The sequence below is a fragment of the Nonomuraea sp. NPDC049028 genome, from assembly GCF_043197735.1.
Taxonomy (GTDB): domain Bacteria; phylum Actinomycetota; class Actinomycetes; order Streptosporangiales; family Streptosporangiaceae; genus Nonomuraea.
Genome location: NZ_JBICTR010000009.1, coordinates 496088 through 517543, shown reverse-complemented (window position 1 = coordinate 517543; position 21456 = coordinate 496088). Strand labels below are relative to the sequence as shown.

Below are 21456 nucleotides of genomic sequence, written 5' to 3'. Positions count from 1 at the left end.
ATAGCAGACGCCCGGGTGCAAGTCCCGGAACGGACACCAGATCAAGACCCCCGGCAACAAGGAGATGAACATGACCAGCGTCGTCGACCTCGGCACCCTCAACCGCGACCGTCAGGGCCGCTTCACCAAGGTGTTCACCCTCCAGTACGACACCCACGTCAAGGGGAGCGTCGCGGTCGTCAAGCTGGTCCGCCACCTGCCCGCCTCCGGCGTCGAGATCGTCGGCAAGGTCCTCGCGAAGGTCTCCGAGGACATCGCCTGGAACATCGAGGTCCTCGACTCCGACGGCAACGACTGCACGTTCGACTTCGCCTGCTTCCAGGGCTGACCGGCATGATCCCGACACTCATCCTGGGCCTGCCCTCCGCCCCGGCCCGGCCGGACGACGTGACTCCCGAACTGATCGCGACCCGCGCGGCGCAGGGTCACACCTGCGTCCGCTGCCCGGCCAGGGCAACCAACGCCTATGTCGTCCACACCGACGACGGGGGCCGCTGGATCGACCTGTGCCCCGCGGACAGCGACGCCTTCATCCACTGGGCGGACCGGCAGATTGTCGTGATCGAGTTGCCGAGCGCGGCCAACCCGGACCCGGAGCCTCCCGCTTCGCCGCTGATCGCTCTGGCTGAGTTCCTGTCCACCCGCTGACCCTCCAGCCCGGGGGAGATCCCCCGGGCCTCCTGTCCGGCCAGCAGCCTTCCCGGTGTGCGATGCCCGGGACGGACACGTTCAGACCAAACCGTCAACGATCAAGGAGACTTCTCATGTCCACCCCCACGAATCAGACGTGGATCGTCAGAGCCGGATCGGCCGGAAACGGACCGTCCCTGTTCTGCGTATACGCGCCCACCATGGAGACAGCCCGCGCGTCGGCGTCGGACTCGCTGGGCGAGAACGCCCGGATGGGGTTCACCGTTCACGCCGTGGCTGCCGGCTACCCTCTTCCGCCTTCGTTGACGTTGGCGCTCAACCGGATCGCCCGCCGTCAGATAGACCGGGACGACCCTGAGCGCGTCGTCTGGGCCGTAGAAGAGCCTGCGACCTTCACCCCCGCCGAGCGAGCCGAGCGCCTGATCGGCGCCTGACCCCCTCCTGGTCCGGCTGCTTCCTGCCGGGCCAACCGAACCCCTGGAGATCGACATGACGACCCCGCCGAAGCCGCCCACGAACCGCTGGCGGGTCAAGGTCGCTGGCGAGGAGCCGAAGGGCTTCCGCTCCCAGAACAAGGCGTACGAGTACGTCCGCGAACACCTGCCGCGTGGCGAGCGGATCGTGGTCCGCGAGTGGGAGAACGGCCGGTGGGTGCTGTTCGAGGTGTTCGATGAGCGGCCTCCCGACGACAGCGAAGGCGCGGCGGACGAGCGCCTCGCCGACAACTGACCCCCCTGATCCCGCGCCGCAAGCGCTTTCCCGCCGCCTACCCCTGTCTCCCGGCTCCTGCCGGGAAGACACCCAACCCCTCACCGAACGGAGATCGACATGGGTAGCTCACCGAGCGCCTTCCTCGCCTACGGCTACGACCTGGGCGGCAGCGATGAATGGAAGATCCGCGAGACCGACGAGTACGGCGGCATCGACGCGAGCAACGTCAGCACGCTCGCCTGGTACGACGACGGCGATGACGCTGACGGCTTCGTCGAGCAGGCGGAACGCCGCCTGCTTGCCGTCATCGCCGGGTTTACCGAGAAGTGGGGCGACAACCAGGACGGCGGCTACTTCGACCGGGAGGAGGCGGCGAAGGCGCTTCTCGGCGTCAAGTTCGACACCTACAGCTACGGCGAATACCCGATGCACGTCCTCGCCGCCAAGGTGATCGAAGTCGGCGACGACCAGGCCCTCGTCGTCAACCCGCAGGACCTAACCCCGGATCTCGGTGAAGTCCTGAAGTGGGACAACGCTCTTAACGCGGCGCTGGAGGCGCTCGGAATCACACCCAAGCAGGAGAACCCGAGTTGGCTGCTCTGCGCCTACTACAGCTGACCTTCGGCTCTCTCCTCCCGGCTTGGCCGGGCAGCCTCAGACGCAGGAGGGAGCACCAAGACCAGACCCCAAGCAACGAGAAAGGCGCCCAATGAAGCGCACCCCCAGCACCGACAACCAGGCGGAGTTGGCAGCGAGGTTCGCCATGGTTGGCAAGGACGACCCGTCCATCGCCCGCATCCTGGAGTGCTCCGTCAGTCACGTCCGAGCCCTCCGCAAGGAGTACGAGATCGATCCGGGCGAAACCCGCTGGCTGCCGAACACGAGCCCGTTGAACACCCGCTACGCGACGCCTGCGGACTCTGAGGAGGGCTGACCGATGGCCACGCTCAAGGTCCGCTTAGCCGCCCGTGACGCCTTCCTGGCAAAGCTCCGAGAGGCGGCCCAGCACCGCGACCAACGCTGGGACAAGGTCCCCAGCCCCTACGGTCCAGCGCCTGGCTGGGTCGTGTACGAGGCCGAGCAGATGCTGGCCCTCGTCAACGAACTGCGCGGTGAGTACGGGCTGGAGCCCGCCACGCTGGAGCAGGTGCTCCGCATTGAGCGGTCCGCATGCGGTCACATCGACTACGCCGACAAGTACGCGCTGAGGTGCGCCTTCCTGGCGCTCGGAGAGGAGGACTGAACCGTGGCCATCACGGACACACCGTACGGGCGTAGGGCGGTAGACGCCCTGAGCGATGCCGTCGCCCTCCAGCAGGACTTCCCCGGCTGGCTGGCCGCCGCCCTCGCCACCGTGGCAGCCCGCCAGCCTGAGGGCTCATACGCGCTCATCTCAGGCCGCCCCGGCTCTTGGGAAGCGGACCTCGTAGCTCGCCTTGTCGCTGGGACGGTGGGCGAGGACGACGCCTACCTCGACAGTTACCGCGAACCTCCGGAGGTGTCCGAGTGACCGCGCCAGAGCCCGCGATCCATCCCGCCCTGATTGCGCGCCTCGCCGAACTCCGCCAGGAAGCAGCCGGGCTGCTCGGCGACATCGACACGCGGGTCAATCCGAAGCCGAACCGAATCGAAGAGGGCAAGCACCTGCCTGGCCCCGTATGGACCTCTGCCGACCGATGGGCCATCCGGGTCGTGGACCCGGACGAAACTCCGGCCAGCGTGTTTGTGAACCACCCGCACTGCTACGACGACGACATTGTCCCGCTGGAGCCTGAAGAGGCCCGACGCATCGGCATGGCATTCCTCGCTGCTGCTGACTGGGCGGACAAGGTCCGAGCCCGCGATCTCGCGAACGGAGAGTCCGATGCCTGAACCCATCCCAGCAAGGCCATGGCCCACGATCGCAGAGCTGGTGGCGTGGCTGGACCACAACAACGGCCGCGACGACCACGAGATCACGTTGCGCATCATGAAGATCGGCGAAGAATTCGGCGAGGCCGTCCAAGCCCGCATCGGCGAACTCGGCCAGAACCCGCGCAAGCCCGCTTCCCACACCCGCGAAGACGTCGCTGACGAACTGTGCGACGTCATCGTGACCGCCATGGTTGCTCTCGGCTCCGTCGTGGATGACCCGCAGGACGTGTTCCAGTCCAAACTCCGCAAGATCAGTGACCGTGTCGCAGCCCTGGAGGCCAGCCGTGCCTGAGATCCCAGCAGAAGCCGTACAAGCCGCAGCGGCCGTCGACCACGAGGACTTCCGGCCTGAGGACATCCCTCACGACGTGGTCATCAAAGAAGCGCTCGCCCCGTACTTGGGAGGGTTCGAGGAAGCCGAAGAGGCGCCTAAGAGGTCATAACAGAATGAGATGGCCCGCATCCTTACGGTGATGATTGTCGTTGGGTGAGGTGTGATGAAGGGTGAGCAACTGCCGTGGATCGTCTCGGACAGCTTGTGGGAGCGGATCGAGCCGTTGTTGCCGAAAGTGCGGCGGCGTGCCCGTCATCCGGGGCGCAAGCGGCTGGATGACCGTAAGGCGTTGTGCGGGATCTTGTTCGCGCTCTACACCCCGATCCCGTGGGAGTTCCTACCGCAGGAGCTGGGCTTCGGCTCGGGCATGACGTGCTGGCGGCGGCTGCGGGACTGGCATCAAGCCGGAGTCTGGGACGAGTTGCACCGGCTGCTGCTGGCCGAGTTGCATGCCGCCGGTCAGCTGGACTGGTCCAAGGCGGTGATCGACAGCTCGCACGTGCGGGCGCTCAAGGGCGGCCCAAAACCGGGCCGAGCCCGGTCGACCGCGGCAAGCCGGGCTCGAAACACCATGTCAGTGCCGAGGGCAACGGCATCCCGCTCGCGTTGTCGCTGACCGGCGGCAACCGCAACGACGTCACCCAACTGCTGCCGCTGATCAAGGCGATTCCGCCTGTGCGCGGTCGGCACGGCCGGCCGCGCAAGCGTCCTGCCTGCTTATACGCCGACCGTGGCTACGACCATGACGTCTACCGTCGCCGGGTCTGGCGCGTCGGCATTCGCCCGCACATCGCCCGGCGGGGCACCCCGCACGGCTCCGGCCTGGGCGTTCGCCGCTGGGTGATCGAACGATAGCCCTCCTGCGCTGGTTCCGCCGCCTGCGCATCCGCTGGGAGATCCGCGACGACATCCACGAAGCATTCATGACCCTCGCCGCCGCGATCATCTGCTGGCGACGCCTCGTCCGATAGGTCCTTTGTTAGGACCTCTAAGGCGGCCTTCCACGCGCTGGTCGTCACCTACAGGCGCGTCATCGTCGAAGCCGAAGACCTTGCCGACGCCATGCTGCCCACAGAGGAGACGTGGCTGCATGCCGTCTCTTAGATCTGATCAGAAATGCCACACCCAGATCAGGTCTCTCCAGTGATGCTGAGGGTGACGGCTTGGCGACCGCAACGGGAGCGTGTGTGAGGCATCCAACTCCTGGGTCGACGAAACCTCGGAATCATAGGCGAGTCCAGGACAACGATCCAGTTGGATCATTTCCAATTCGTAATTTACCCCCGTAGGTAGTGGATCGCTCAAAAGTTGCTCGAATTTGAGGGTAAGTGTATTGAATGGAATTGGCGCTCCCCTGCCAGAGAAAAAACCGCGCAAGGGATGTTCATGGATAAAGACGAGCAATAGGTAGAAGGCGTGTGATGGGTAGACGGAGTGAAGCTGGAATATTTCTGTTAGCTCATCGGCGCTTTTAGGGATAGGGTTGACTAGTGAGTTCTTCCATTTGGAGATGAATCTACCGGATACTAGCGTCTCTTCGAGGGCTTCATAGAAGCGTCTACCGTACTCGGCATTGATCTTCTCCTGGTCGCCAGAGAGCCTGTGGAGGGATCCCATCTGGCCGATCGTTTTGAGAAGGTTGGCGCGGAAGGCTTCGTCGAAATCCTTCCAGATACCTTCGAAGGTACCATCGAAGATTTGGTGACTCTGGCTATTCACGGGTGCCTCCCAGTTGTCGAAATGCTACGCAAGGGATGGATGGCTAATTTTGGATATTTTATGGCAAAAGTTGAGCCATATCGATTTCAGCCACCCTTCACCTTCTATGCCCAATCAATGATCGGGTATACCTGAAGACAGGAAAATCTGTTCTACTACATAGTCGCGCTCAACTTATTACGCTCAAATGTCGATCGCGCGGCCCGACCGCCATTGGAGAGGCATCGTCCTGAACCGAGGCGACAAAGCGGTGGCCTGGCACGGCATGTGGCGTGCAGGGTTCGAGGCTGGCTATCTCGCCCGAAGCCGCGACGAGCAGATCTCTGAGCAGGAGGCGGACCGTGACCCCCAAGAGGGGGGCCGTTGACCTTGGGGAAGTTTTCAAGACACGGTGACGGAACACAGGGCGGTTGCCCCCGTAGAGGGCGCGGCACTATGGCCATGATCAAAGTGGCCTGTCGCCGTGCTAAAGGATGAGCCCATGAATGTGCCAGACACCACACTCCGAGCTTACGTAGCCGAAAGGGCTCGTCAACTCGCTTCAGAAAGAGATGAGGACGGTCTCAACTCTCTGCTAGAGGAAATCCAACAGCGCATCAACATCGACGTCGCCATCGAGGAGGACCACCCCCCTCTGGAGATCGAGGAGGCTCGCTACGTCCTCGTGGTCGTGGAAGCCTGGGCATCGGTCATATCAGACGCCATGGTGCGTTTTTACGGGCCTGAAAGTCCGCTCAAGCAAACCCTGGCTGGATGGAGTGCAAGTATCATCACCCGGCTTCATCAGCTGTACAACGTCCTCGGAAGGGCGTTGGGTTTCGCCGGTGCCGCATTGGGAGCAGCCGACTTCGGTATCAGCGCCGGGTTTCCTTGGGGGGTGTCCGTCAGTCTCTCTTGGCCGATTACTCCTTGAGGCGCCGACACTGACACAGTTCGTAGTACCGGTCGCAGCACAGCAGGAGCGTTGATGCCGCGCTGCTGACACTTCTCCTCGACCTCGACGACCCCTCCATCCGAGAGCACGTGACCCGCTGCGCAGCCTGCAAGCACACCCTGAAGACGCCAGAATCCCGCCAGCGCGGACTCGGCCCGGACTGCGCATCCAAGCTCGGTCTCACACCTCGTCGGCCTCTCCGCATCACGGGAGTCCCGAGCGGCTGGGACGTGGACGGTCAGACGGCCCTTTTCGAGGACGAGCAGTAGTCAATCCGTCCGATCGTGGACACGACATGCCAATGTGGGATAGTGCACCACCAGAACCGCCCCCCACAGCACACCAAAACCCTCCGCGACACCGCAGCACAGATCGCGTTCCCCGACTGGCGACCGCACCCCGACGACTGGACCAGCCTCCACACCGGCTTTGACCACGGCGACCCGTACACGGAGGTGGCCGTCTACCGAGACCGCACCCGCGTCCACTACGCCCGTATCAGCGGCGCCGACCTGGAGCCGTTCTGGGAGCGCATTCTCGCCACACACACCACGCAGTGAGACGATTGCTGCCGATCCCACGTCCCGACATGCGCCAGACTCTCATCTGCGATAATGATCGCACGATGCACGATTCTCTCGCCCTCATCACCCGCCATCCCCGCCTGCCCGGTGTAGAGCTACACCACGGGCCGCGCTCGGGTGAGTCCTACCTGATCGCTGTCGGCGTCCGCCTGGACGGCAACCAGCTGATCGATGTGGGAACGTGGCTGATCGAACACGGACAGACAGCCGACCAGCGAAGACGGTAAACGACAGAGACGGCCTCCCGCCCGCCAGCGAGAGACCGCCCACAACCCCACCAGACCCCACAGCCACAACAGGTCTCCCGAACAGCGTACGACCATCGGGGAGATCGACATGTGGATGCACTCTGACCCGAACGCCGACGACGGTTACTGGCGCGACCAAGGACAGCGCGAATGCGCCCGCGGCGACCGATGCTCCGACCCGCGCCTGGTAGCGCAGGGCGCCAAGACGGTCCGTCTCCCTGCCCTCACCTATCAGGCGTTCTGTCACCAGGACCGCAACGCCGTAGCGAAAGCCCTCAACGATCTGCCGATGCTGTTCGTGCGCGTCCACCAAAGGCTCGACAAGACGTTCGCCGCAGCTGGGGGAGGACCGATCGTCGCCATGTCGAAGACCGCGCCCGTACCTCTGTCGCTGCCCGCGGACGAACTGCTGCGGCTCCTGCTCGCCACGCTCGTATCGTGGGAAGAACGAGTCCGTACTGTGGCACGCCTCGCCGTGCTGGACACCGTGACATCCCGGCGCCGGCGTGATGGTGCGATCCTCACGCAGGCGTGGACGATCCTCGCCGCCCACCTCGACGCGCTGCTCGCCCTGCCCGCCGAACCAATGCCCCGCGGCGACAGCATCGAAGACCTGTCCGGAGTCGACGCCGGCCTCGAACTCCTGCATCTGGCCTATCGGTGCCGAGCGTTCCTGACCGACACCAAGCGGGCGGCACGTCACCTGTCCGGCGTGTACTGCGATTGCGGGTTCGCGGAGCTGTATGAGGTCCTCGACGATGATGGGCGACCCGACGGAGCTCGTTGCCGTACCTGCCGCTGCGAGTACGACCAGGAGGAGTACAGCGAGCTAACCAAGGTCCGGGCCGAGCCGGTGAAAACCTACCGGCGGGGCGGCGTTCGAGTCGCCTTACTGGACGATGCGGGCAGTAGGCGAGCCTGAACCGTTGAACTGTGGTCGCCGCCCCGCCACGTCGGCGGGATGGGCGGCCACGAAACCCGCGCTCCGGCGCGCCATAGTTGGCGTTTCGGCTGGTGACCTGTTATAAATCGGAATCAAGGTGGGATCAAAGGCTCTCAGGCGCGGACGTGTCGGGGGCCTTTTCGCATGTCTGGGGGTGTCCAGCATGCCCGACCGTCCTGAGCGGATCACGATCGCCGCCGCCGCTGTGCGTCTCGGCAAGCCCGAGCCGACTGTCCGCGTGTGGGCATCCCGGCACCACGCCCGCAAGTTGCTCAAGCTCGGCAAGACCGCCTGGTACGACTGGCTGGACATCGCCACGATCGCCCGCCAACTCCACCGCGGTGAGCCTGTGCCGGCCACCCCTGAGGAGCGCGACGAGTTGCGCTCCTCCCTCTCTGCTGCTGCCTAGACACCGCTAGACATCCCAAGTCGCGCGCTCCTGGTGCAAGGAGCGTGCCGCTCCGTCGTCTCCCTCCCCCGTGGGAGTCGGCGTGGAGCCCCACCCGGTGTCGGCCTGGTCTGCGGGATCTGAGGGGTCCACGGGCGTAGGCCAGGCCGTCACCACCCCAAAGCGCGCGCCCGGCTCAGCGTAGGGGTCACCGGAGCTCGGGCGCGCATCAACTCCAACTCCTGCGGTGGCTCTGCTGCGCGGCCACCACCTGTCCGACTCGAAGGGCCTCAGGCCGCCGCGTTCGTGTTGACTGGCCTGCCGAATACGTCGTCGAACTGGTGGGCCAGCCTGCCGTTCACGAGGTAGTACGAGCCGCCCATCGCTCGTGCACCGGTCGTTCTGTACGCCATCACTTCCTGCGGCGTGAGTACGCCGAGGTTGCCGAACACGTAGAAGATCGGGACGTCGAACGCGGCGACGAACTGAATGCCGAAGCTGACGCACTCGCGAGAGATGGCGTACCGGCCCGTCTCGGCGGACGACATGCGGTCCTTCGCGTCGATGGCCACCACGTCGCCGTCGCGGGCTGCGATGAGGTCTGGAGCGTTCTTCCAGCGGGTGCGACTCACCGCTCTGCGGATCTGCTCGGAGAGGGTCGCCTGTCCTTGCGGATCTACTATCCAGCCGCGCGCTTCGAGCTCGCGCTTGACGCGAACTTCGTGGATGTCTCCGACCTGCTGTCGTTGCTCGAATGAAGGCATAGAACGACGATGACATAGCAGGTCGGCGGCGTGTGGCGGACAATTTCGGCACGCCTGGTTGTCCACGAAACTATCCGGCACCACTCGTCATTCTCCGGTGCTATCCGGCACTATGTAGATGGACACCAGCGATAGGCATCGTTATCTTATCGTGACTTTTGCTTGGTTGATGGCGACCCTGAGTCGAATGAACGTTCGACGCGCTGGATATCCTGACCGCATGCAGGGCGACCCACCGTCTGTACGTCTTCCCGGCCACCCGTCCGGCGCGGGTTTCCTGCTGGAGTGGCGCAAGAACGCGGACGGCGCCAGGGAGTACCTCGTCGAGATCGTGGAGATCTCGTCTGGCTACCGTGGCGGCCATCAGGAGCCGCGCCCGGTCTGGTTCCAAGCGGACGAGGTCGAGCCGATCTCCGGCGAGGACTACACGCGGGTGCCGCGCACACGCACCGACAACTGAGGGTGGTGGCCGCGTACAGCCAGTTCGGCAAGTGCCGCCTCCACGGCAGAAGACTGCGTCTCGCTAGACAGCGAGCCAAGGATGTCAGCGATCCTGCGGGACTGTTCGATCGCTCCGAGTTCAACGGCCGACGCGGCAAGCTCGCGTACTACCACCCGCCGATCTTCTGCTACGTCTTGGTTGGCCACCTGCTCTGCGAGCTCATCTACCTCTTCCCGCCGTGCGGCAGCGGCTGCGGCCAGATCGATCTGTCCGCCAGGGAACTGCAACGACGTGATGCGGTCGATCAACCTGCTGAACGCCGCGTTGTGCCGCCGCATGATCAGCCACACGGCGAGCACTACCGCGACTGGCCAGGCCAGCCCTGAAACCAGCCCGCTGATCGCTTCGATGAGTTTCGCCCACTCTTCCACCCGCTGATCGTCCTCCAATGCCCGCCTCTATGCGGGCTCTTTCGCATGCCCGGAGGTGGTCGCGTGGCCCTTTCGCCGACCCGCTGGACCTACGAGAGCACGGGCCTGACCTACGCCGAGTGGCTGCGCGACAAGAGCCCGCAGACCCGCCCTCAGGGCTGGACCCACGCCACCCACGATCAGGTACGCGAAGGCCACGACCGCACTGGCCGGCGCTTCAAGGCGACCACCGACCAGCTCGGCAACGACGTGATCCAGCACGGCCGAGACCAGCAGAGCGTGCATATCAAGAGCCCCGAAACCATCTTCGCCACCATCCCGAAGGAGGGCTCTCGTGTCGAGCCTTGATCTTGCCGAGGAGCTAGAGGCTCGCGCCGCCGCGCTGCGAGCGGAAGCCCGCCTCGAAGACGACCTCGAAGCCGCCAAGCAGGAGTACGCCAACAGTCCGACCGAGCAGACAAGGGCGGCCAAGCAAACTGCCGCCGAGGCGCTGCGGGCCGCCCGCGCCGAGCGCCGCTCTGAGGGCGTCGTGGTCGGCGGAGACGCGTTCGTGGATGAGGAGGTTTAGCCGTGTCGATCACTCAGTCTGGCCTGTTCGTGGCCACGGTCGTCGACATCTACGACACCACCCAGCTCGCGGCCAACCTGGATGGCGACACCATCAAGGTCGCCCTGTACCCGTCAACGATCACTCCGGACTTCAATGCGGCGGCGGCGAGCGCCGCCTACGCGGCAGGCGTCTACTCCGGAACCGAACTGTCCGGCACCGGCTACACCGCTGGCGGGGCGACGCTAGGTTCCACCACGTTCACCGGCGCGTCGGGTATCGCCACGTTCGATGCCGCAGACACCTCGTGGACCAGCTCCACCATCACCGGTGCTCGCGGGGTTCTTGTCTACGACAACACCCTGGCGGGCAAGAACGCGTATGCCCTAGTCGACCTAGGTAGCTCGTACAGCACTTCCGCCGGGACGCTGGCAATCACCTGGTCGGCATCGGGGATCTGGCGGATCACTCTCGCCTAGCCTGATCTGCGTAAACGCCGCCTGACTCTGCCGCCGCCGGGCGGTTTTCGCATGTCGGGGGGTCGGCGTGCCTGCGGCGTACCGCTCCCACACCATCGCCGACAGCGGGACCACCCCGTACACGATCGCCAAACCGTCCGGCGTGGTCTCCGGAGACGTGCTGGTCCTGTGCCAGTACGCCGACTTCGGGGCGTTGACCGACATGGTCACCCCCTCAGGCTGGACGCAGATCGGCAGCGTCGACGCCGCCTCCTCCTCCGACCTGCACGGCAAGGTGTGGGTGCGAACGGCGGGCGGATCCGAGCCGTCCACATACAGCTTGTCTCACCACTCGTCCGCGTTCAGTGTCGGCATCCTGGTCGCAGTGTCGGGCGGAAGCGCACCGTCCACAACAGCGAACTCGACCTCCGGCACCGGCACCGCTATCGCCACGCCGGGCATCACCCCGACCGGGTCGACTGACCTGGAGGTCCGGTTCGCGGGCTGCAACGGCGCAGGCACCGTCCGGACGCTTACCGTTGCCGCGGGGTTCACCGAGCCTGCGTCGGCGGATGTCAACCACGGCGGCTACCCGACCGCGACGGTCGGCTATCGGACGCTGGTGAGCGGGAGCGCGACGTCCGCCGCGAACTTCACCGCTTCCGGCACGATCTCAGCAACGGCCCGTATCGGATTCACGCTGACGGTCCCGTCCGGTGGCACGTCCGCTACCGCGACCCCGTCTGTGGTGTCGGCAACCGCGAGTATCCCGTCTGCGACGACCATCGCAGGCTCCACCGCTACACCTGCCGTGGTTGCGGCGGTCGCGTCCGTCCCCGCACCTGCGACGTCCGTCGGCGGCATCGAGTTCGTGGCCGCCTCCCACGCCGAGAGCCTCACCGGCGTCCTGCCTGCGGGGGCGCAACAGGGTGACATCCTGCTCGCCATCGCCCAGGACGCGACAGCCCTGACCGGGCCGGCCGGGTGGGCGCAGATCGGCTTCAACCGGGCGGGCGGCTCCTTCAGCGCCAACGCCTGGACCATCACCGTAGGCGCCTCCAGCCCCGCCCTCAACTGGGCCGGAGGCGGCGGTGGCCCAATTGTGGACATCCTGTGCTACCGGGCCGCCTCCTCGACGCTGGTGACCGCCCAGTCCGCCGCCGCATCTGCGGTCGCGCCGTCCGTCACCACCACGGCCGCCAACTCGTGGCTCATCTGCCTGTACGCCGACGAGGTCGTCCACGACATGACCGCCCCGTCCGGGATGACACTCCGGACACCGCCCTCGACGTTCGCGTACAACGCCGAAGCCGACCAGGTCATCAGCGTCGCCGGCGCGACTGGAACCCGCACGTTCGGCGGCACGAGCGGCCCCATCGGCGCCTGGTCGATCGCGCTCACCCCCGCCACCGGCAGCGCCACCGCCACGCCTGCGGCCGTCACGGGCACTACCTCGGTCCCGTCGCCGACTCCCAGCGCCGGCTCGACAGCCTCACCGGCCGTCGTAGCAGCCACGGCGAGTGTCTCCGCTCCTGCGACCTCGGCCGGTTCCAGGGCCACGCCAGGCGTGGTAGCCGCCACGGCGTCGGTTCCTGGCCCGTCAACCTCGACGGGCAGCACGGCAAGCCCTGCCGTCGTTCAGGCCACCGCCAGCGTCCCTGCTCCTACACCGCACGCGGGCTCTACCGCTTCGCCCGCAGTGGTTCAGGCGACCGCGAGCGTGCCCGTTCCGACCGTCACAGCCGTCACAGCGGCCTCCCCGGCAGTCGTCACGGCCACCGCTTCCGTCCCCGCGCCGAACGTCTTCACCGGCTCTACAGCCGCCCCAAGCGTCGTCGGGGCCACAGCCATCATCCCGGCGCCCACCGCCTCCACCGGGGCGACCGCGTCTCCGGCTGTGGTTCCGGCGACCACCACCATCCCCACGCCGGCGACCGCGACGGGTTCAACCGCGAGTCCTCCTGCGGTCACAGCTGTTGCTGCGGTTCCAGCTCCGAGCGTGTCGGCTGGCTCCACAGCATCACCTGCGACGGTCCAGGCCACGGCGTCCGTCCTCGCCCCTACCGTGGCCACGGGACAGGTGGCTACGCCTGCGACCGTTACCGCGACGGCCGCCATCCCGGCGCCAAGCGTGGCCAACGACATGACCGCCACACCGGCGGTCGTCTCCGCAGTCGCGTCGATTCCATCACCGAGCGTCCAATCGGGCAGCTCGACGACCGCGTCCCCCAGCACAGTCCAAGCGTCGGCCTCAATCCCGGCCCCGGCCGTGACGGCTGGATCCACCGCGAGCCCGTCTGTGGTGGCCGCTACGGCTTCCGTAGGAGTCCCGGCGATCTCCGCTGGCTCGACGGCGTCTCCCGGCGTGGTGAGCGCTTCTGCGGCGATCCCGAGCCCAGACAGCAGTACGGGAGCCACAGCCACACCCAGTGTGGTGACGGCGTCGGCTGACATCCCGGCGCCCACCGTCGCGGCCGGCGGCAACGCGACAGCGCAGCCCGCGGTCGTCACGACCACGGCCAACATCCCGGCACCATCGGCCGGCGCGAGCTCCACCGCCCTGCCCGCGGTCGTCCTTGCTACAGCCGCGGTACCGACACCGACCACCGCATCCCTGGTCGCTGCCACAGCGGCAGCCGTCCAGGCGTTCGCGTCCGTTCCCGCCGCGCTGATCTCCAGCACGGCACGGCCTCCCGTCGTAGCCGCGGTGGCGTCTATCCCGGCGCCGTCCGTTTCGACCGGTCAGATCGGTGACATCGACGTCCACCTCAGCGATCGGCCGGAACGTCGCCGCTGGTTCAGCCCATCGGCTGGCCGCAACGGCTGGGCGGCGGACACGTCTCAACGCCGCTGGGCTGCAACACGCTGAGAGGAGGGCCGCCGATGCAGGTACGGGAGGTCCCGCGCGAGTCGAAGGAGTATCTGGACGTCGCCGTCGACGGCCCCGTCGACGTTGTGACCCTCCAGGTGGAGATGCAGGTCCGCCTCTATCCGCTTCGCCCCGACCCCGTTGGCTGGAAAACAGCCCAGTGGGGGACGGACGAGGACGGCCAGACGGTCGCCCAGATCCTCATCGGGCCCGGCAGCGACTTCGACCTTTCCGCCGCTCCCGGCACCTATGTGCCGTACGTCCGCATCACCGCCTCGCCTGAGATCCCGGTGATCGAAGGCAGACCAGTGAAGATCAGCTGACTTCCGAGGAGGTCTCTCATGGACATCCTGTTCCTTCTCGCCGTCGTAGTCTTCGCGGCTGGCGCGATCGTCGCCGCCATCCAGAAGTCGTGGCTGCACGTTCTGCTATTCGTCGGCCTGACTTTGGTGGCACTCGCCCAGACCAACCTGATCCACAGCTAGCCCCTCACCCACGCCCCTGCGGTTCGCCACCGCAGGTAAGAGGACCCCGAGACCTCCCGGACTCGGGGTCCTCGCACATCCGGGAGAAACCATGCACATCGACCTCAAGTTCACCGTGACCACTGGCGTTCAGTACGCGCAGCGCACCAGCGACTTCGCGAGCCTTGACGAATGCAAGCAGCGACTCGCCACCCTGGTTGGGCAGGAGAACGGCACTCTCACCTTCGACCAGCCGGACGGGTCGAGAGTCATCCTTGCCACCCGTCACATCGTGGCTGTGGAGTGCGAGTCGGCAGGTGACCGATGACCACGGTCCGAGTCTCATGGGTTCCCGCGACCGGCGAACCTGTTGATCTCGGAGAGACTGTGTCGGATCTGCAGTTCGTCACTGGCCCGCCCACGCCGATCGAGATGCTGTCCAAGACACAACGGTTCCTCGTAGTCTCCGCGTCACTCCTGGAGCGGACGGGGCCATACGCGGTCAAGCTGCGGGGCCGCCTGCTCTGGTCCGGCTACCGGCTGGTATTCGGCCGTACGCACCCGCGCTCCCACGGAGTCAAGGCTGAGTACCATCGTCGCTGCCGCTCTCGCGGGAGGAAGCGGTGACCGCCCGCGTCGTCTACGCCTATAAGACGTACGCCTACGACTCGACCACGATCGAGAAGATGCACTGGCGCTGCTCCTGCGGCGGAGACGGCGTGAACATCCCAGGAGACAAGGCCAGATGCCCGTCTTGCGGCCGACTCCTGAACATCCCGGAAGAGCCGGTAGACCTGCGGGATTCCAGCCCGGAACTTGGCGCACGTGTGGAGCCGCAGATCTCCACCGCCAACAAGCTTGCTGCCTACCGCGACGAACTCCTCGCCAGCGGCTTCGACTTCGCAGACGTCCGAGCCCTGGTCCTGGAGGCCGCCCGCCATCCTGCCGATCTGGGCGTCAACCGGGCTTTCGTCGACCACGCCGCAGCTCCCGCCCCGATTGGCCTTCGGATAGAGAACCACGATCCCGGCTCACCCGAAGACCTCGCCATCCGCAAGCGCTTTGGGCTGGACGTGGGTGATCGCGATTAGCGGCGGCTCGTACGACTACCTGTGCGACATCCAGGACCTCGACGACCTGCTCGGGCACCGCTACAACCTAAAGCAGATGTCCGCCCGCCTCGCCGGTTTGGGCTGGGCAGAAGACGCGGCACGAGAGACCGAAGAGCTGCTCGTCATGCTCCGTCAGTGGCAGGTCCGGGCCGAGACCCGCATCACCCGTCTCCGCGACGTGTGGAAGGCCATCGAGTGGTGGGACTCCTGCGACTGGAGCGAAGACCAGGTACGCGAGGCTCTTGCCGCATATCGAGGCGATGGCTCTACCGAGGAAGCGAAGACGTGAAGGTTCCCACTGACGCCCTCATCGCTGCTCTGCTCGACTCTCGCCTCCACCTATCCGGTGATGCAGGCGGAGGAGTAGCGCTGCGCTGCCAGGACTGCGACGGGAACGTCCTCGCCTACTACTCGGCTCACGGCACCCCGTACGTAGATCCCGCAGTGGCCACCGTCGCCGCCCTGTGGGCCACAGCCGTCGACCATCTCGCTAGAGCACACCGAGCAGAGGTGGGGTCATGACAACTGCGCCCGGCGATGGGGAGCGTGACACCTGCTGTGACGGGTCCTACTGCCACGGTAAGAAGCGCGGGGAAGAAGGCGGCTGGTGCCATCGGCCTCAGGGCTGGGGAACCGCTCACGCTGGGACAGGAAAGTGCAAGCTGCATGGCGGCTCTACAACGAGTCACAAGGTCGCTGCCCAGTCTGAGCTGGCCCGTAAGGCGGTAGCGACGTACGGTCTGCCTCGCGAGGTGGGGCCTGCCGAGGCCCTGCTCGAAGAGGTGCATCGCACAGCCGGTCATGTGGCGTGGCTGCAGCAGAAGGTCCGCGAGATCGAAGAGGACGACCTTGTGTGGGGCGTCGTCGAAGAGGTCGACAAGGGCGCTGGCGAGTTCACCGGGATCGACACGACGAAGGCCGCGAAGCCGAACGTGTGGCTGACGCTCTATCAGGCAGAACGCAAGCATCAGACGGACGTGTGCAAGGCGGCTATCGCGGCGGGTATCGCCGAGCGGCAGGTGCGTCTGGCTGAGCAGCAGGGCGCGCTTCTGGGCGGTGTGATCCAGCGAATCCTCGACGACCTGGTTCTGACGCCGGAGCAGCAGGCTCTTGTTCCGACTGTCGTCCCGCGCCACCTCCGCGCCGTCTCGTAACACTGCGTGAGATTGAAGCTCGCGAAGCGCGAGGAACTCGGGTACTCCGCCGGTTAGCGACCACAAGAGTGATCAAGGGATTTGCTGGTCGGCGTGATCCCGCCTCGCAGCTACAGTGCGTGAGGAGCGGCCGTGACGTTGACCGCGTGGGAAGCCGCAGCCCGCATGTTCGAGCCGCCGCGCCGCCGCTGGGCCACGCCCGGCGCGCTGGCGCAGCACTTCGACCCCAAGACCCGTCAAACCCCCATGCTCGACCTGCTGGACGCCGAACTGGTCCGCTTGGTTGACACTCCCGATGGGCGCCTGATCATCAGTTGCGCGCCGCAGGAAGGGAAGAGTCAGCGGACCTCGCGACGCTTCCCGCTCTGGGCGCTGACGCAACGACCCGACACCCGGATCGCCATCGCCTCCTACGAGCACGGCGTTGCCCGACGCTGGGGTAGGGCCATCCGCGACGACATCACTGTCCACGCCTCCGAGCTTGGCCTCGCAGTCCGCGACGACCTGTCGGCCCAGCATGAGTGGCAATTGACCGGGCACGAGGGCGGCGTCTACGCGGCCGGTATCGGCGGGGCCCTGACTGGGCGCCCAGTAGATCTCATGATCATCGACGATCCGATCAAGGACCGGGCTCAAGCCGACTCGCCCACCTACCGAGAGCGGGCCTGGGACTGGTGGACCGACGTCGCGGCGACCCGTCTCGCACCTGGCGCCCCCGTCGTGCTGATCCTCACGCGCTGGCATGAAGACGACCTCGCCGGCCGTCTGCTCGCCGCGGAGGACGGGCACCTGTGGCGGGTGGTCAACGTTCCGGCCCAGGCCGACCACAACCCGAACAAGGGCGAAACGGACCCTCTCGACCGCGAGCCGGGCGAGTACCTTCGGTCGGCCCGAGGTCGGACAAAGGAGCAGTGGGAGGCCATCAAGGTCCGCTCCGGGTCCCGTACTTGGGCCAGCCTCTACCAAGGCCGACCGGCGCCGGCCGCTGGCGATATCTTCCTGCGGGAGTGGTGGCGCGAGTACACCTCGCAGCGCTGGACCGTCCGTGAGGACGGCTCTCACTGGGCGCCAGGCGCCGATGAGGTTTGCATGTCGTGGGACATGGCGTTTAAGGACACCGACGGCTCCGACTACGTGGTGGGCCAGGTCTGGGCGCGGCACGGGTTAGAGATGTTCCTGCTCGACCAGGTCCACGACCGGCTGTCATTCACGGAGACGTGCGCGGCACTACGGCGCATGGCCGCGAAGTGGCCCCAAGCCACGTTGAAGCTGGTCGAGGACAAGGCCAACGGAACCGCGGTCATCAACTCACTGCGCCGCCAGGTGCCCGGCCTCATCCCGGTCGAGCCGGACGGCAGCAAGGAGGCGCGAGCCCGCGCCGTCACCCCGTTCATAGAGGCGGGCTCCGTCTATCTGCCGGCGCCCGAACTGTGTCCGTGGGTGGGCGACTTCATCGACGAACATGCAGGCTTTCCCAACGGCAGTCATGACGACCAGGTGGACGGCTGTACGCAGGCGATCAACCGGATGCTGCTCGCGCCGATCCTGGCCGGGTCACTGATCGTGGACGCCAGCGAGCTGGACGAAGACATCGACGGCTACACCATCTCGCCTTACTGAAACCCGAGGAGGCGTTGTGGGCTTTGCCGCCTCCCTGCGAGAGACGTTCGCTGGACCCATCCGCGAGACGTGGTACCGGGCCACCGGCCGTACCGAGATGGCTGAGGTGGTGCGGGCGGAACGCGACATGGTCGCGCACCTGCAAGAGTCGCTGGCCGACCTTGAGAACCGCATGTACGAGCCCGGCTGGCAGAAGCTCACCGCCTACGCCGAGCGGGAGTTCACCCGCGAAGGATTGCAGCAGATCACCGCAGTCTGCCGCATCATGGCGATCAAGTCGCCTCTGCTGCGTCGCGGCCTGTCCCTGCGGACCGGCTACATCTGGGGACAGGGCGTCCAGATCTCCGCCCGCGCGACGGGGGAGCAGGGGCAGGACGTCAACGACGTCGTCCAGAAGTTCGTCACCGACCAGGGCAACCGCCGCACCTTCTCAGGCGATCAAGCTCATGAGGAGTTGGAGCGGGCGCTCTACACCGACGGCAACGTGTTCCTCGCCCTGTTCACCAGCCCTCGTACGGGCCGCGTGCAGGTGCGGACGCTGCCGTGGGATGAGATCACCGACGTCGTATGCAACCCCGAGGACCGCTCCGAGCCGTGGTTCTACCGGCGCGAGTGGTGGCAGGACCGCCGCACCGGCGCCGGAATGGTGCAGGAGCGGATGGTCGCCTACTATCCGGCGCTTGGTTACAACCCGCCGGTCAAACCGCGGAAGTTGACGTTCCCCACCTACGGCGACTCTGCTCTGGCCGAGGTGTACTGGGACGCCCCCGTCTACCACGTCAAAGTCAACTCGCAGCTCGGCTGGAAGTTCGGCATCCCCGACAGCTACGCCGCGATCGACTGGGCCAACGCCTACCGCGAGTTCCTGACCGACTGGGCAGTGCTCATCAAGGCGCTGTCCCGGTTCGCGTGGCGACTCACCTCCAAGGGATCCAAGCAGGCACAAGTCCGGCAGCGGATGGCCGCCGCGCCAGCCACCGACCGGTACTCGGGAGAGCCGCAACGCGCCGGCGCGACCGCCCTTCTTACGCCCGAGATGGCGCTGGAAGCAGTGCCTAAGTCGGGCGCCACCATCGACTCCGAGTCCGGGCGCCCGCTGGCCGCCATGGTCGCCGCCGCTTTGGACGTGCCAGTGACGATGCTGCTCGGCGACCCCGGCACCACCGGGGCCAGAGCAACCGCTGAAACGCTCGACACCCCGACCGAACGCAGCATGGAACTCCGCCGCTCAGTGTGGTCGGAAGCCGACCGGCGGATCCTCGACTACGTCATCGACCAAGCCGTCAAAGCGCCGCAAGGCCCGCTCAAAGGCACGGTGTCGCGAGACGAAGACGGCCAGGAGATCGTCCAACTGGCGCAGGACACCGACCGCACCATCGACGTGTCCTTCCCCGACATCGACGACCTCGACCCCGCGGTCATCATCGACTCGATCGTCAAAGCGGACAGCACCACCTACCTGCCGCCACTCATCGTCGTACGCCTCCTCCTGGAAGCGCTGGGGGTCCGAGACACAGACAGCATCCTCGAGTTGCTCACCGACGACGACGGCAACTACAAGCCACCCGAAGGCGCGTCCGGAGCGGCAGGCCAAGCAGCCGTGGACGCCTTCCGTCGCGGCGAAGACCCAGCCCGCATGCTGGCCGGCCGTCAACCGGACCCGCCGGAGAGCGACCCTGGCACAGGCGAGTCGGACACGGCAGACCAGGCAGAAGAGGACGAGGCGGAGGGCGCGAACTAGTCCCGTGACCCCCAGGGATCACGGGACGGCTCGAAGCCCCAAGCATCGCTGCCTTCAGTCAAGCGGCCTACGGCACGGCACCACTCGCGCGAAGCCCCGTGGTCCTCCCTGGCGTAGTCGAGCGAGTAGGGGCTGTCCTGGAGAAGGTCATCGCGGATAGTCCGGAGCGAATTCGCATCGGAGTGAAGGAGCACCGCATCATCGGGGTTCGCATCCGCGTGCAGTTCGAAGGCTCGAATAACGCCGGTCAACGCGCGGATGGCAGCCAAAACGGTGAGGTCGGAGTCCATGTCGCGAGGCTAACCCGAAAGGTGATGCAGGTTATGGCCTTCGCGGAATCTCGTTGGGGGTGATCCTGTGCCGATCACTCACGAGACGCTGCGCCTGGTCGAGCAGATGCGGCGCGCCGTCGGCTCCATCCTCGACTCCGTCACTCGCACCCTGGTAGCCGCCTGGGTGCGAGCCTGGGACCAAGCCGCGATCGACGTCGCCGCAGGTATCGCGGAGGTTCTACAGGCGGGCGACGGGAGGTGGCCATCGCGGCGCGTCATCGAACGCACCGCGCGGATGATGTCCGCCCTGGACGTCATCGCCGACGCGCTGGCCAGACTCGCCGAACTGACCCGCACCCAGACCGTCGCCAGCACCGCTGAGGCCGCCCGCCTCGCCTTGGACGGGCAGGGCGAACTGATCGCCTCCCAGCTCCCGTACGGGTCCACGCAGGCGTTCGCGGCCCGCTACCGACGACAGCGGCCCGACACGGTAGACGCGATCGTCCGCCGCACCGCCGAGCAGATCAACGCCCGCCACTGGCCGCTCGCCGACGAGGCCACCGCGGCGATGAAGCGTGAACTCGTGCGCGGCGTGGTGGTCGGCGACAACCCGCGAACCACAGCCGCCCGCATGCTCCGCAACCTGGAGGGCGAGTTCAACGGTGGGTTGACCCGGGCGCTGAACCTGGCAAGGACGGAGACTCTCGACGCGCACCGGCAGGCAGCCGAGATAGGACAGGAAGACCACGCCGACGTTCTGGACGGCTGGATCTGGCACGCCGAACTCAACTCCAGCCGCGGCCGCACATGCCCCTCATGCTGGGCAAAACACGGGACCGTCCACCCGCTGACAGAGCCGGGCCCTATCGACCACCAGCAAGGCCGCTGCTCCCGCACCCCCAAAACCAAGAGCTGGGCCGATCTCGGCTTCGACATCCCGGAACCAGACGACGTCCTTCCCGACGCGCGCCAGGTGTTCGACTCGCTCCCCGAGCAGGAACGGCTCGCCATTATGGGCCGCCGACGCCTCGACCTGCTCGACTCCGGCGCCATCGCCTGGGCCGACCTGCCGCAACTCCGCACCACCACAGGGTGGCGGGACAGCTTCGGTATCCGGCCCATCAAAGACCTGGAACGCCTCGCCACTACCTGACCG

Annotated in this window: 38 protein-coding genes and 1 pseudogene; 31 read left to right on the top strand and 8 right to left on the bottom strand. The window is 66.3% G+C overall.

The genetic code is table 11. The features are described from left to right. Positions 1-70: 70 nt before the first annotated feature. The 12 genes and pseudogenes from ACGFJ2_RS36240 (at position 71) to ACGFJ2_RS36185 (ending at position 4581) form a co-directional block, all read left to right on the top strand. Positions 71-328, top strand: a complete 258-nt coding sequence (locus ACGFJ2_RS36240; RefSeq protein WP_393476097.1) for a hypothetical protein — start codon at positions 71-73, stop codon at positions 326-328. 5 nt (positions 329-333) lie between these two features. Next, positions 334-648 (top strand): hypothetical protein, encoded by a 315-nt coding sequence (locus ACGFJ2_RS36235; RefSeq protein ID WP_393476094.1) that lies wholly within the window; start codon positions 334-336, stop codon positions 646-648. 116 nt (positions 649-764) lie between these two features. Further along, positions 765-1085, top strand: coding sequence for a hypothetical protein (locus tag ACGFJ2_RS36230; protein ID WP_393476091.1), 321 nt, complete (start codon positions 765-767; stop codon positions 1083-1085). A gap of 55 nt (positions 1086-1140) precedes the next feature. Further along, positions 1141-1380 carry a hypothetical protein gene (locus ACGFJ2_RS36225; protein WP_393476088.1) on the top strand — a complete coding sequence of 80 codons (240 nt, stop codon included), beginning with the start codon at positions 1141-1143 and terminating at the stop codon, positions 1378-1380. A 99-nt stretch (positions 1381-1479) separates the two neighbouring features. After that, positions 1480-1980, top strand: a complete 501-nt coding sequence (locus tag ACGFJ2_RS36220) for a hypothetical protein (protein ID WP_393476085.1) — start codon at positions 1480-1482, stop codon at positions 1978-1980. Positions 1981-2071: 91 nt separating this feature from the next. Beyond that, complete coding sequence (locus ACGFJ2_RS36215) at positions 2072-2296, top strand: hypothetical protein (RefSeq protein WP_393476082.1); 225 nt, start codon at positions 2072-2074, stop codon at positions 2294-2296. Between the two features lie 3 nt (positions 2297-2299). Then, a complete protein-coding gene (locus ACGFJ2_RS36210) occupies positions 2300-2605 on the top strand; it encodes a hypothetical protein (protein ID WP_393476079.1) in 306 nt (101 codons plus the stop codon). A 3-nt stretch (positions 2606-2608) separates the two neighbouring features. Then, positions 2609-2872 (top strand): hypothetical protein, encoded by a 264-nt coding sequence (locus tag ACGFJ2_RS36205; RefSeq protein WP_393476076.1) that lies wholly within the window; start codon positions 2609-2611, stop codon positions 2870-2872. After that, positions 2869-3234 (top strand): hypothetical protein, encoded by a 366-nt coding sequence (locus ACGFJ2_RS36200; protein WP_393476073.1) that lies wholly within the window; start codon positions 2869-2871, stop codon positions 3232-3234. Before ACGFJ2_RS36205 ends, ACGFJ2_RS36200 begins: the two co-directional genes overlap by 4 nt. A gap of 40 nt (positions 3235-3274) precedes the next feature. Next, the gene (locus tag ACGFJ2_RS36195; RefSeq protein WP_393476070.1) at positions 3275-3568 is read left to right on the top strand and encodes a MazG-like family protein; all 294 of its coding nucleotides are present in this window, start codon (positions 3275-3277) and stop codon (positions 3566-3568) included. Continuing rightward, entirely contained in the window at positions 3561-3719 is a 159-nt protein-coding gene (locus ACGFJ2_RS36190; protein ID WP_393476067.1) for a hypothetical protein, read from the top strand. Before ACGFJ2_RS36195 ends, ACGFJ2_RS36190 begins: the two co-directional genes overlap by 8 nt. A 54-nt stretch (positions 3720-3773) precedes the next feature. Next, positions 3774-4581: pseudogene (locus tag ACGFJ2_RS36185) on the top strand (IS5 family transposase). A 139-nt stretch (positions 4582-4720) separates the two neighbouring features. Here ACGFJ2_RS36185 and ACGFJ2_RS36180 read toward each other — a convergent pair. Further along, the gene (locus ACGFJ2_RS36180) at positions 4721-5329 is read right to left on the bottom strand and encodes a hypothetical protein (protein WP_393476064.1); all 609 of its coding nucleotides are present in this window, start codon (positions 5327-5329) and stop codon (positions 4721-4723) included. A gap of 481 nt (positions 5330-5810) precedes the next feature. Between ACGFJ2_RS36180 and ACGFJ2_RS36175 the strand changes: the two genes are divergently transcribed. From ACGFJ2_RS36175 to ACGFJ2_RS36150, 6 genes are all read left to right on the top strand, one after another. After that, complete coding sequence (locus ACGFJ2_RS36175) at positions 5811-6242, top strand: hypothetical protein (protein ID WP_393476061.1); 432 nt, start codon at positions 5811-5813, stop codon at positions 6240-6242. A 110-nt stretch (positions 6243-6352) separates the two neighbouring features. Next, positions 6353-6532 (top strand): DUF6011 domain-containing protein, encoded by a 180-nt coding sequence (locus ACGFJ2_RS36170; protein WP_393476058.1) that lies wholly within the window; start codon positions 6353-6355, stop codon positions 6530-6532. Positions 6533-6574: 42 nt separating this feature from the next. After that, the gene (locus ACGFJ2_RS36165) at positions 6575-6823 is read left to right on the top strand and encodes a hypothetical protein (protein ID WP_393476055.1); all 249 of its coding nucleotides are present in this window, start codon (positions 6575-6577) and stop codon (positions 6821-6823) included. Between the two features lie 65 nt (positions 6824-6888). Continuing rightward, positions 6889-7074: a hypothetical protein gene (locus ACGFJ2_RS36160; protein WP_357961961.1), complete on the top strand. Its 186-nt coding sequence runs from the start codon at positions 6889-6891 to the stop codon at positions 7072-7074. Positions 7075-7183: 109 nt separating this feature from the next. Next, positions 7184-8017, top strand: a complete 834-nt coding sequence (locus tag ACGFJ2_RS36155; RefSeq protein ID WP_393476052.1) for a hypothetical protein — start codon at positions 7184-7186, stop codon at positions 8015-8017. Between the two features lie 184 nt (positions 8018-8201). After that, positions 8202-8447 (top strand): hypothetical protein, encoded by a 246-nt coding sequence (locus tag ACGFJ2_RS36150; RefSeq protein ID WP_393476049.1) that lies wholly within the window; start codon positions 8202-8204, stop codon positions 8445-8447. A 269-nt stretch (positions 8448-8716) separates the two neighbouring features. Here ACGFJ2_RS36150 and ACGFJ2_RS36145 read toward each other — a convergent pair whose 3' ends face one another. Beyond that, positions 8717-9190: a hypothetical protein gene (locus ACGFJ2_RS36145; RefSeq protein ID WP_393476046.1), complete on the bottom strand. Its 474-nt coding sequence runs from the start codon at positions 9188-9190 to the stop codon at positions 8717-8719. Between the two features lie 220 nt (positions 9191-9410). Between ACGFJ2_RS36145 and ACGFJ2_RS36140 the strand changes: the two genes are divergently transcribed. Further along, entirely contained in the window at positions 9411-9650 is a 240-nt protein-coding gene (locus ACGFJ2_RS36140; RefSeq protein WP_393476043.1) for a hypothetical protein, read from the top strand. Here ACGFJ2_RS36140 and ACGFJ2_RS36135 read toward each other — a convergent pair. Then, positions 9614-10081 (bottom strand): hypothetical protein, encoded by a 468-nt coding sequence (locus ACGFJ2_RS36135; RefSeq protein WP_358178928.1) that lies wholly within the window; start codon positions 10079-10081, stop codon positions 9614-9616. The genes ACGFJ2_RS36140 and ACGFJ2_RS36135 overlap by 37 nt on opposite strands. 45 nt (positions 10082-10126) lie before the next feature. Here ACGFJ2_RS36135 and ACGFJ2_RS36130 point away from each other — a divergent pair, with 45 nt between their 5' ends. Genes ACGFJ2_RS36130 through ACGFJ2_RS36120 form a run of 3 tightly spaced genes read left to right on the top strand, consistent with a single transcriptional unit; the run spans position 10127 to position 11089 of the window. Next, the gene (locus ACGFJ2_RS36130) at positions 10127-10411 is read left to right on the top strand and encodes a hypothetical protein (protein WP_357961978.1); all 285 of its coding nucleotides are present in this window, start codon (positions 10127-10129) and stop codon (positions 10409-10411) included. Continuing rightward, positions 10398-10631, top strand: a complete 234-nt coding sequence (locus ACGFJ2_RS36125; RefSeq protein ID WP_357961981.1) for a hypothetical protein — start codon at positions 10398-10400, stop codon at positions 10629-10631. Before ACGFJ2_RS36130 ends, ACGFJ2_RS36125 begins: the two co-directional genes overlap by 14 nt. Positions 10632-10633: 2 nt before the next feature. Then, the gene (locus ACGFJ2_RS36120) at positions 10634-11089 is read left to right on the top strand and encodes a hypothetical protein (protein ID WP_357961983.1); all 456 of its coding nucleotides are present in this window, start codon (positions 10634-10636) and stop codon (positions 11087-11089) included. 324 nt (positions 11090-11413) lie between these two features. Here ACGFJ2_RS36120 and ACGFJ2_RS36115 read toward each other — a convergent pair whose 3' ends face one another. From ACGFJ2_RS36115 to ACGFJ2_RS36100, 4 genes are all read right to left on the bottom strand, one after another. Next, positions 11414-11590 (bottom strand): hypothetical protein, encoded by a 177-nt coding sequence (locus ACGFJ2_RS36115; protein WP_358178930.1) that lies wholly within the window; start codon positions 11588-11590, stop codon positions 11414-11416. 87 nt (positions 11591-11677) lie between these two features. Then, complete coding sequence (locus tag ACGFJ2_RS36110; RefSeq protein ID WP_393476037.1) at positions 11678-12100, bottom strand: hypothetical protein; 423 nt, start codon at positions 12098-12100, stop codon at positions 11678-11680. Between the two features lie 84 nt (positions 12101-12184). Further along, a complete protein-coding gene (locus ACGFJ2_RS36105) occupies positions 12185-12628 on the bottom strand; it encodes a hypothetical protein (protein ID WP_358178934.1) in 444 nt (147 codons plus the stop codon). A gap of 144 nt (positions 12629-12772) precedes the next feature. Next, the gene (locus ACGFJ2_RS36100; protein WP_393476034.1) at positions 12773-13750 is read right to left on the bottom strand and encodes a hypothetical protein; all 978 of its coding nucleotides are present in this window, start codon (positions 13748-13750) and stop codon (positions 12773-12775) included. A gap of 201 nt (positions 13751-13951) precedes the next feature. On the opposite strand from ACGFJ2_RS36100, the gene ACGFJ2_RS36095 reads away from it, so the two are divergent. From ACGFJ2_RS36095 to ACGFJ2_RS36060, 8 genes are all read left to right on the top strand, one after another. Continuing rightward, positions 13952-14260 carry a hypothetical protein gene (locus tag ACGFJ2_RS36095; protein WP_393476031.1) on the top strand — a complete coding sequence of 103 codons (309 nt, stop codon included), beginning with the start codon at positions 13952-13954 and terminating at the stop codon, positions 14258-14260. A gap of 18 nt (positions 14261-14278) precedes the next feature. Next, positions 14279-14422, top strand: coding sequence for a hypothetical protein (locus ACGFJ2_RS36090; RefSeq protein WP_393476028.1), 144 nt, complete (start codon positions 14279-14281; stop codon positions 14420-14422). 91 nt (positions 14423-14513) lie between these two features. Further along, positions 14514-14729, top strand: a complete 216-nt coding sequence (locus ACGFJ2_RS36085) for a hypothetical protein (RefSeq protein WP_393476025.1) — start codon at positions 14514-14516, stop codon at positions 14727-14729. 295 nt (positions 14730-15024) lie between these two features. Further along, positions 15025-15492, top strand: coding sequence for a hypothetical protein (locus ACGFJ2_RS36080; RefSeq protein WP_393476022.1), 468 nt, complete (start codon positions 15025-15027; stop codon positions 15490-15492). Beyond that, positions 15479-15802, top strand: a complete 324-nt coding sequence (locus tag ACGFJ2_RS36075; RefSeq protein WP_393476019.1) for a hypothetical protein — start codon at positions 15479-15481, stop codon at positions 15800-15802. The genes ACGFJ2_RS36080 and ACGFJ2_RS36075 overlap by 14 nt, the downstream gene beginning before the upstream one ends. Positions 15803-16265: 463 nt before the next feature. Then, positions 16266-16667 carry a hypothetical protein gene (locus ACGFJ2_RS36070; RefSeq protein ID WP_393476017.1) on the top strand — a complete coding sequence of 134 codons (402 nt, stop codon included), beginning with the start codon at positions 16266-16268 and terminating at the stop codon, positions 16665-16667. Between the two features lie 132 nt (positions 16668-16799). Next, positions 16800-18287, top strand: coding sequence for a phage terminase large subunit (gene terL, locus ACGFJ2_RS36065; protein WP_393476014.1), 1488 nt, complete (start codon positions 16800-16802; stop codon positions 18285-18287). A gap of 16 nt (positions 18288-18303) precedes the next feature. After that, complete coding sequence (locus ACGFJ2_RS36060) at positions 18304-20028, top strand: hypothetical protein (protein WP_393476011.1); 1725 nt, start codon at positions 18304-18306, stop codon at positions 20026-20028. On the opposite strand, the gene ACGFJ2_RS36055 is transcribed toward ACGFJ2_RS36060, so the two are convergent. Then, complete coding sequence (locus tag ACGFJ2_RS36055; protein WP_393476008.1) at positions 20025-20318, bottom strand: hypothetical protein; 294 nt, start codon at positions 20316-20318, stop codon at positions 20025-20027. The two genes, ACGFJ2_RS36060 and ACGFJ2_RS36055, sit on opposite strands and share 4 nt — an antisense overlap. Positions 20319-20385: 67 nt before the next feature. Between ACGFJ2_RS36055 and ACGFJ2_RS36050 the strand changes: the two genes are divergently transcribed. Then, complete coding sequence (locus ACGFJ2_RS36050) at positions 20386-21453, top strand: hypothetical protein (RefSeq protein ID WP_393476005.1); 1068 nt, start codon at positions 20386-20388, stop codon at positions 21451-21453. Positions 21454-21456: the final 3 nt, after the last annotated feature.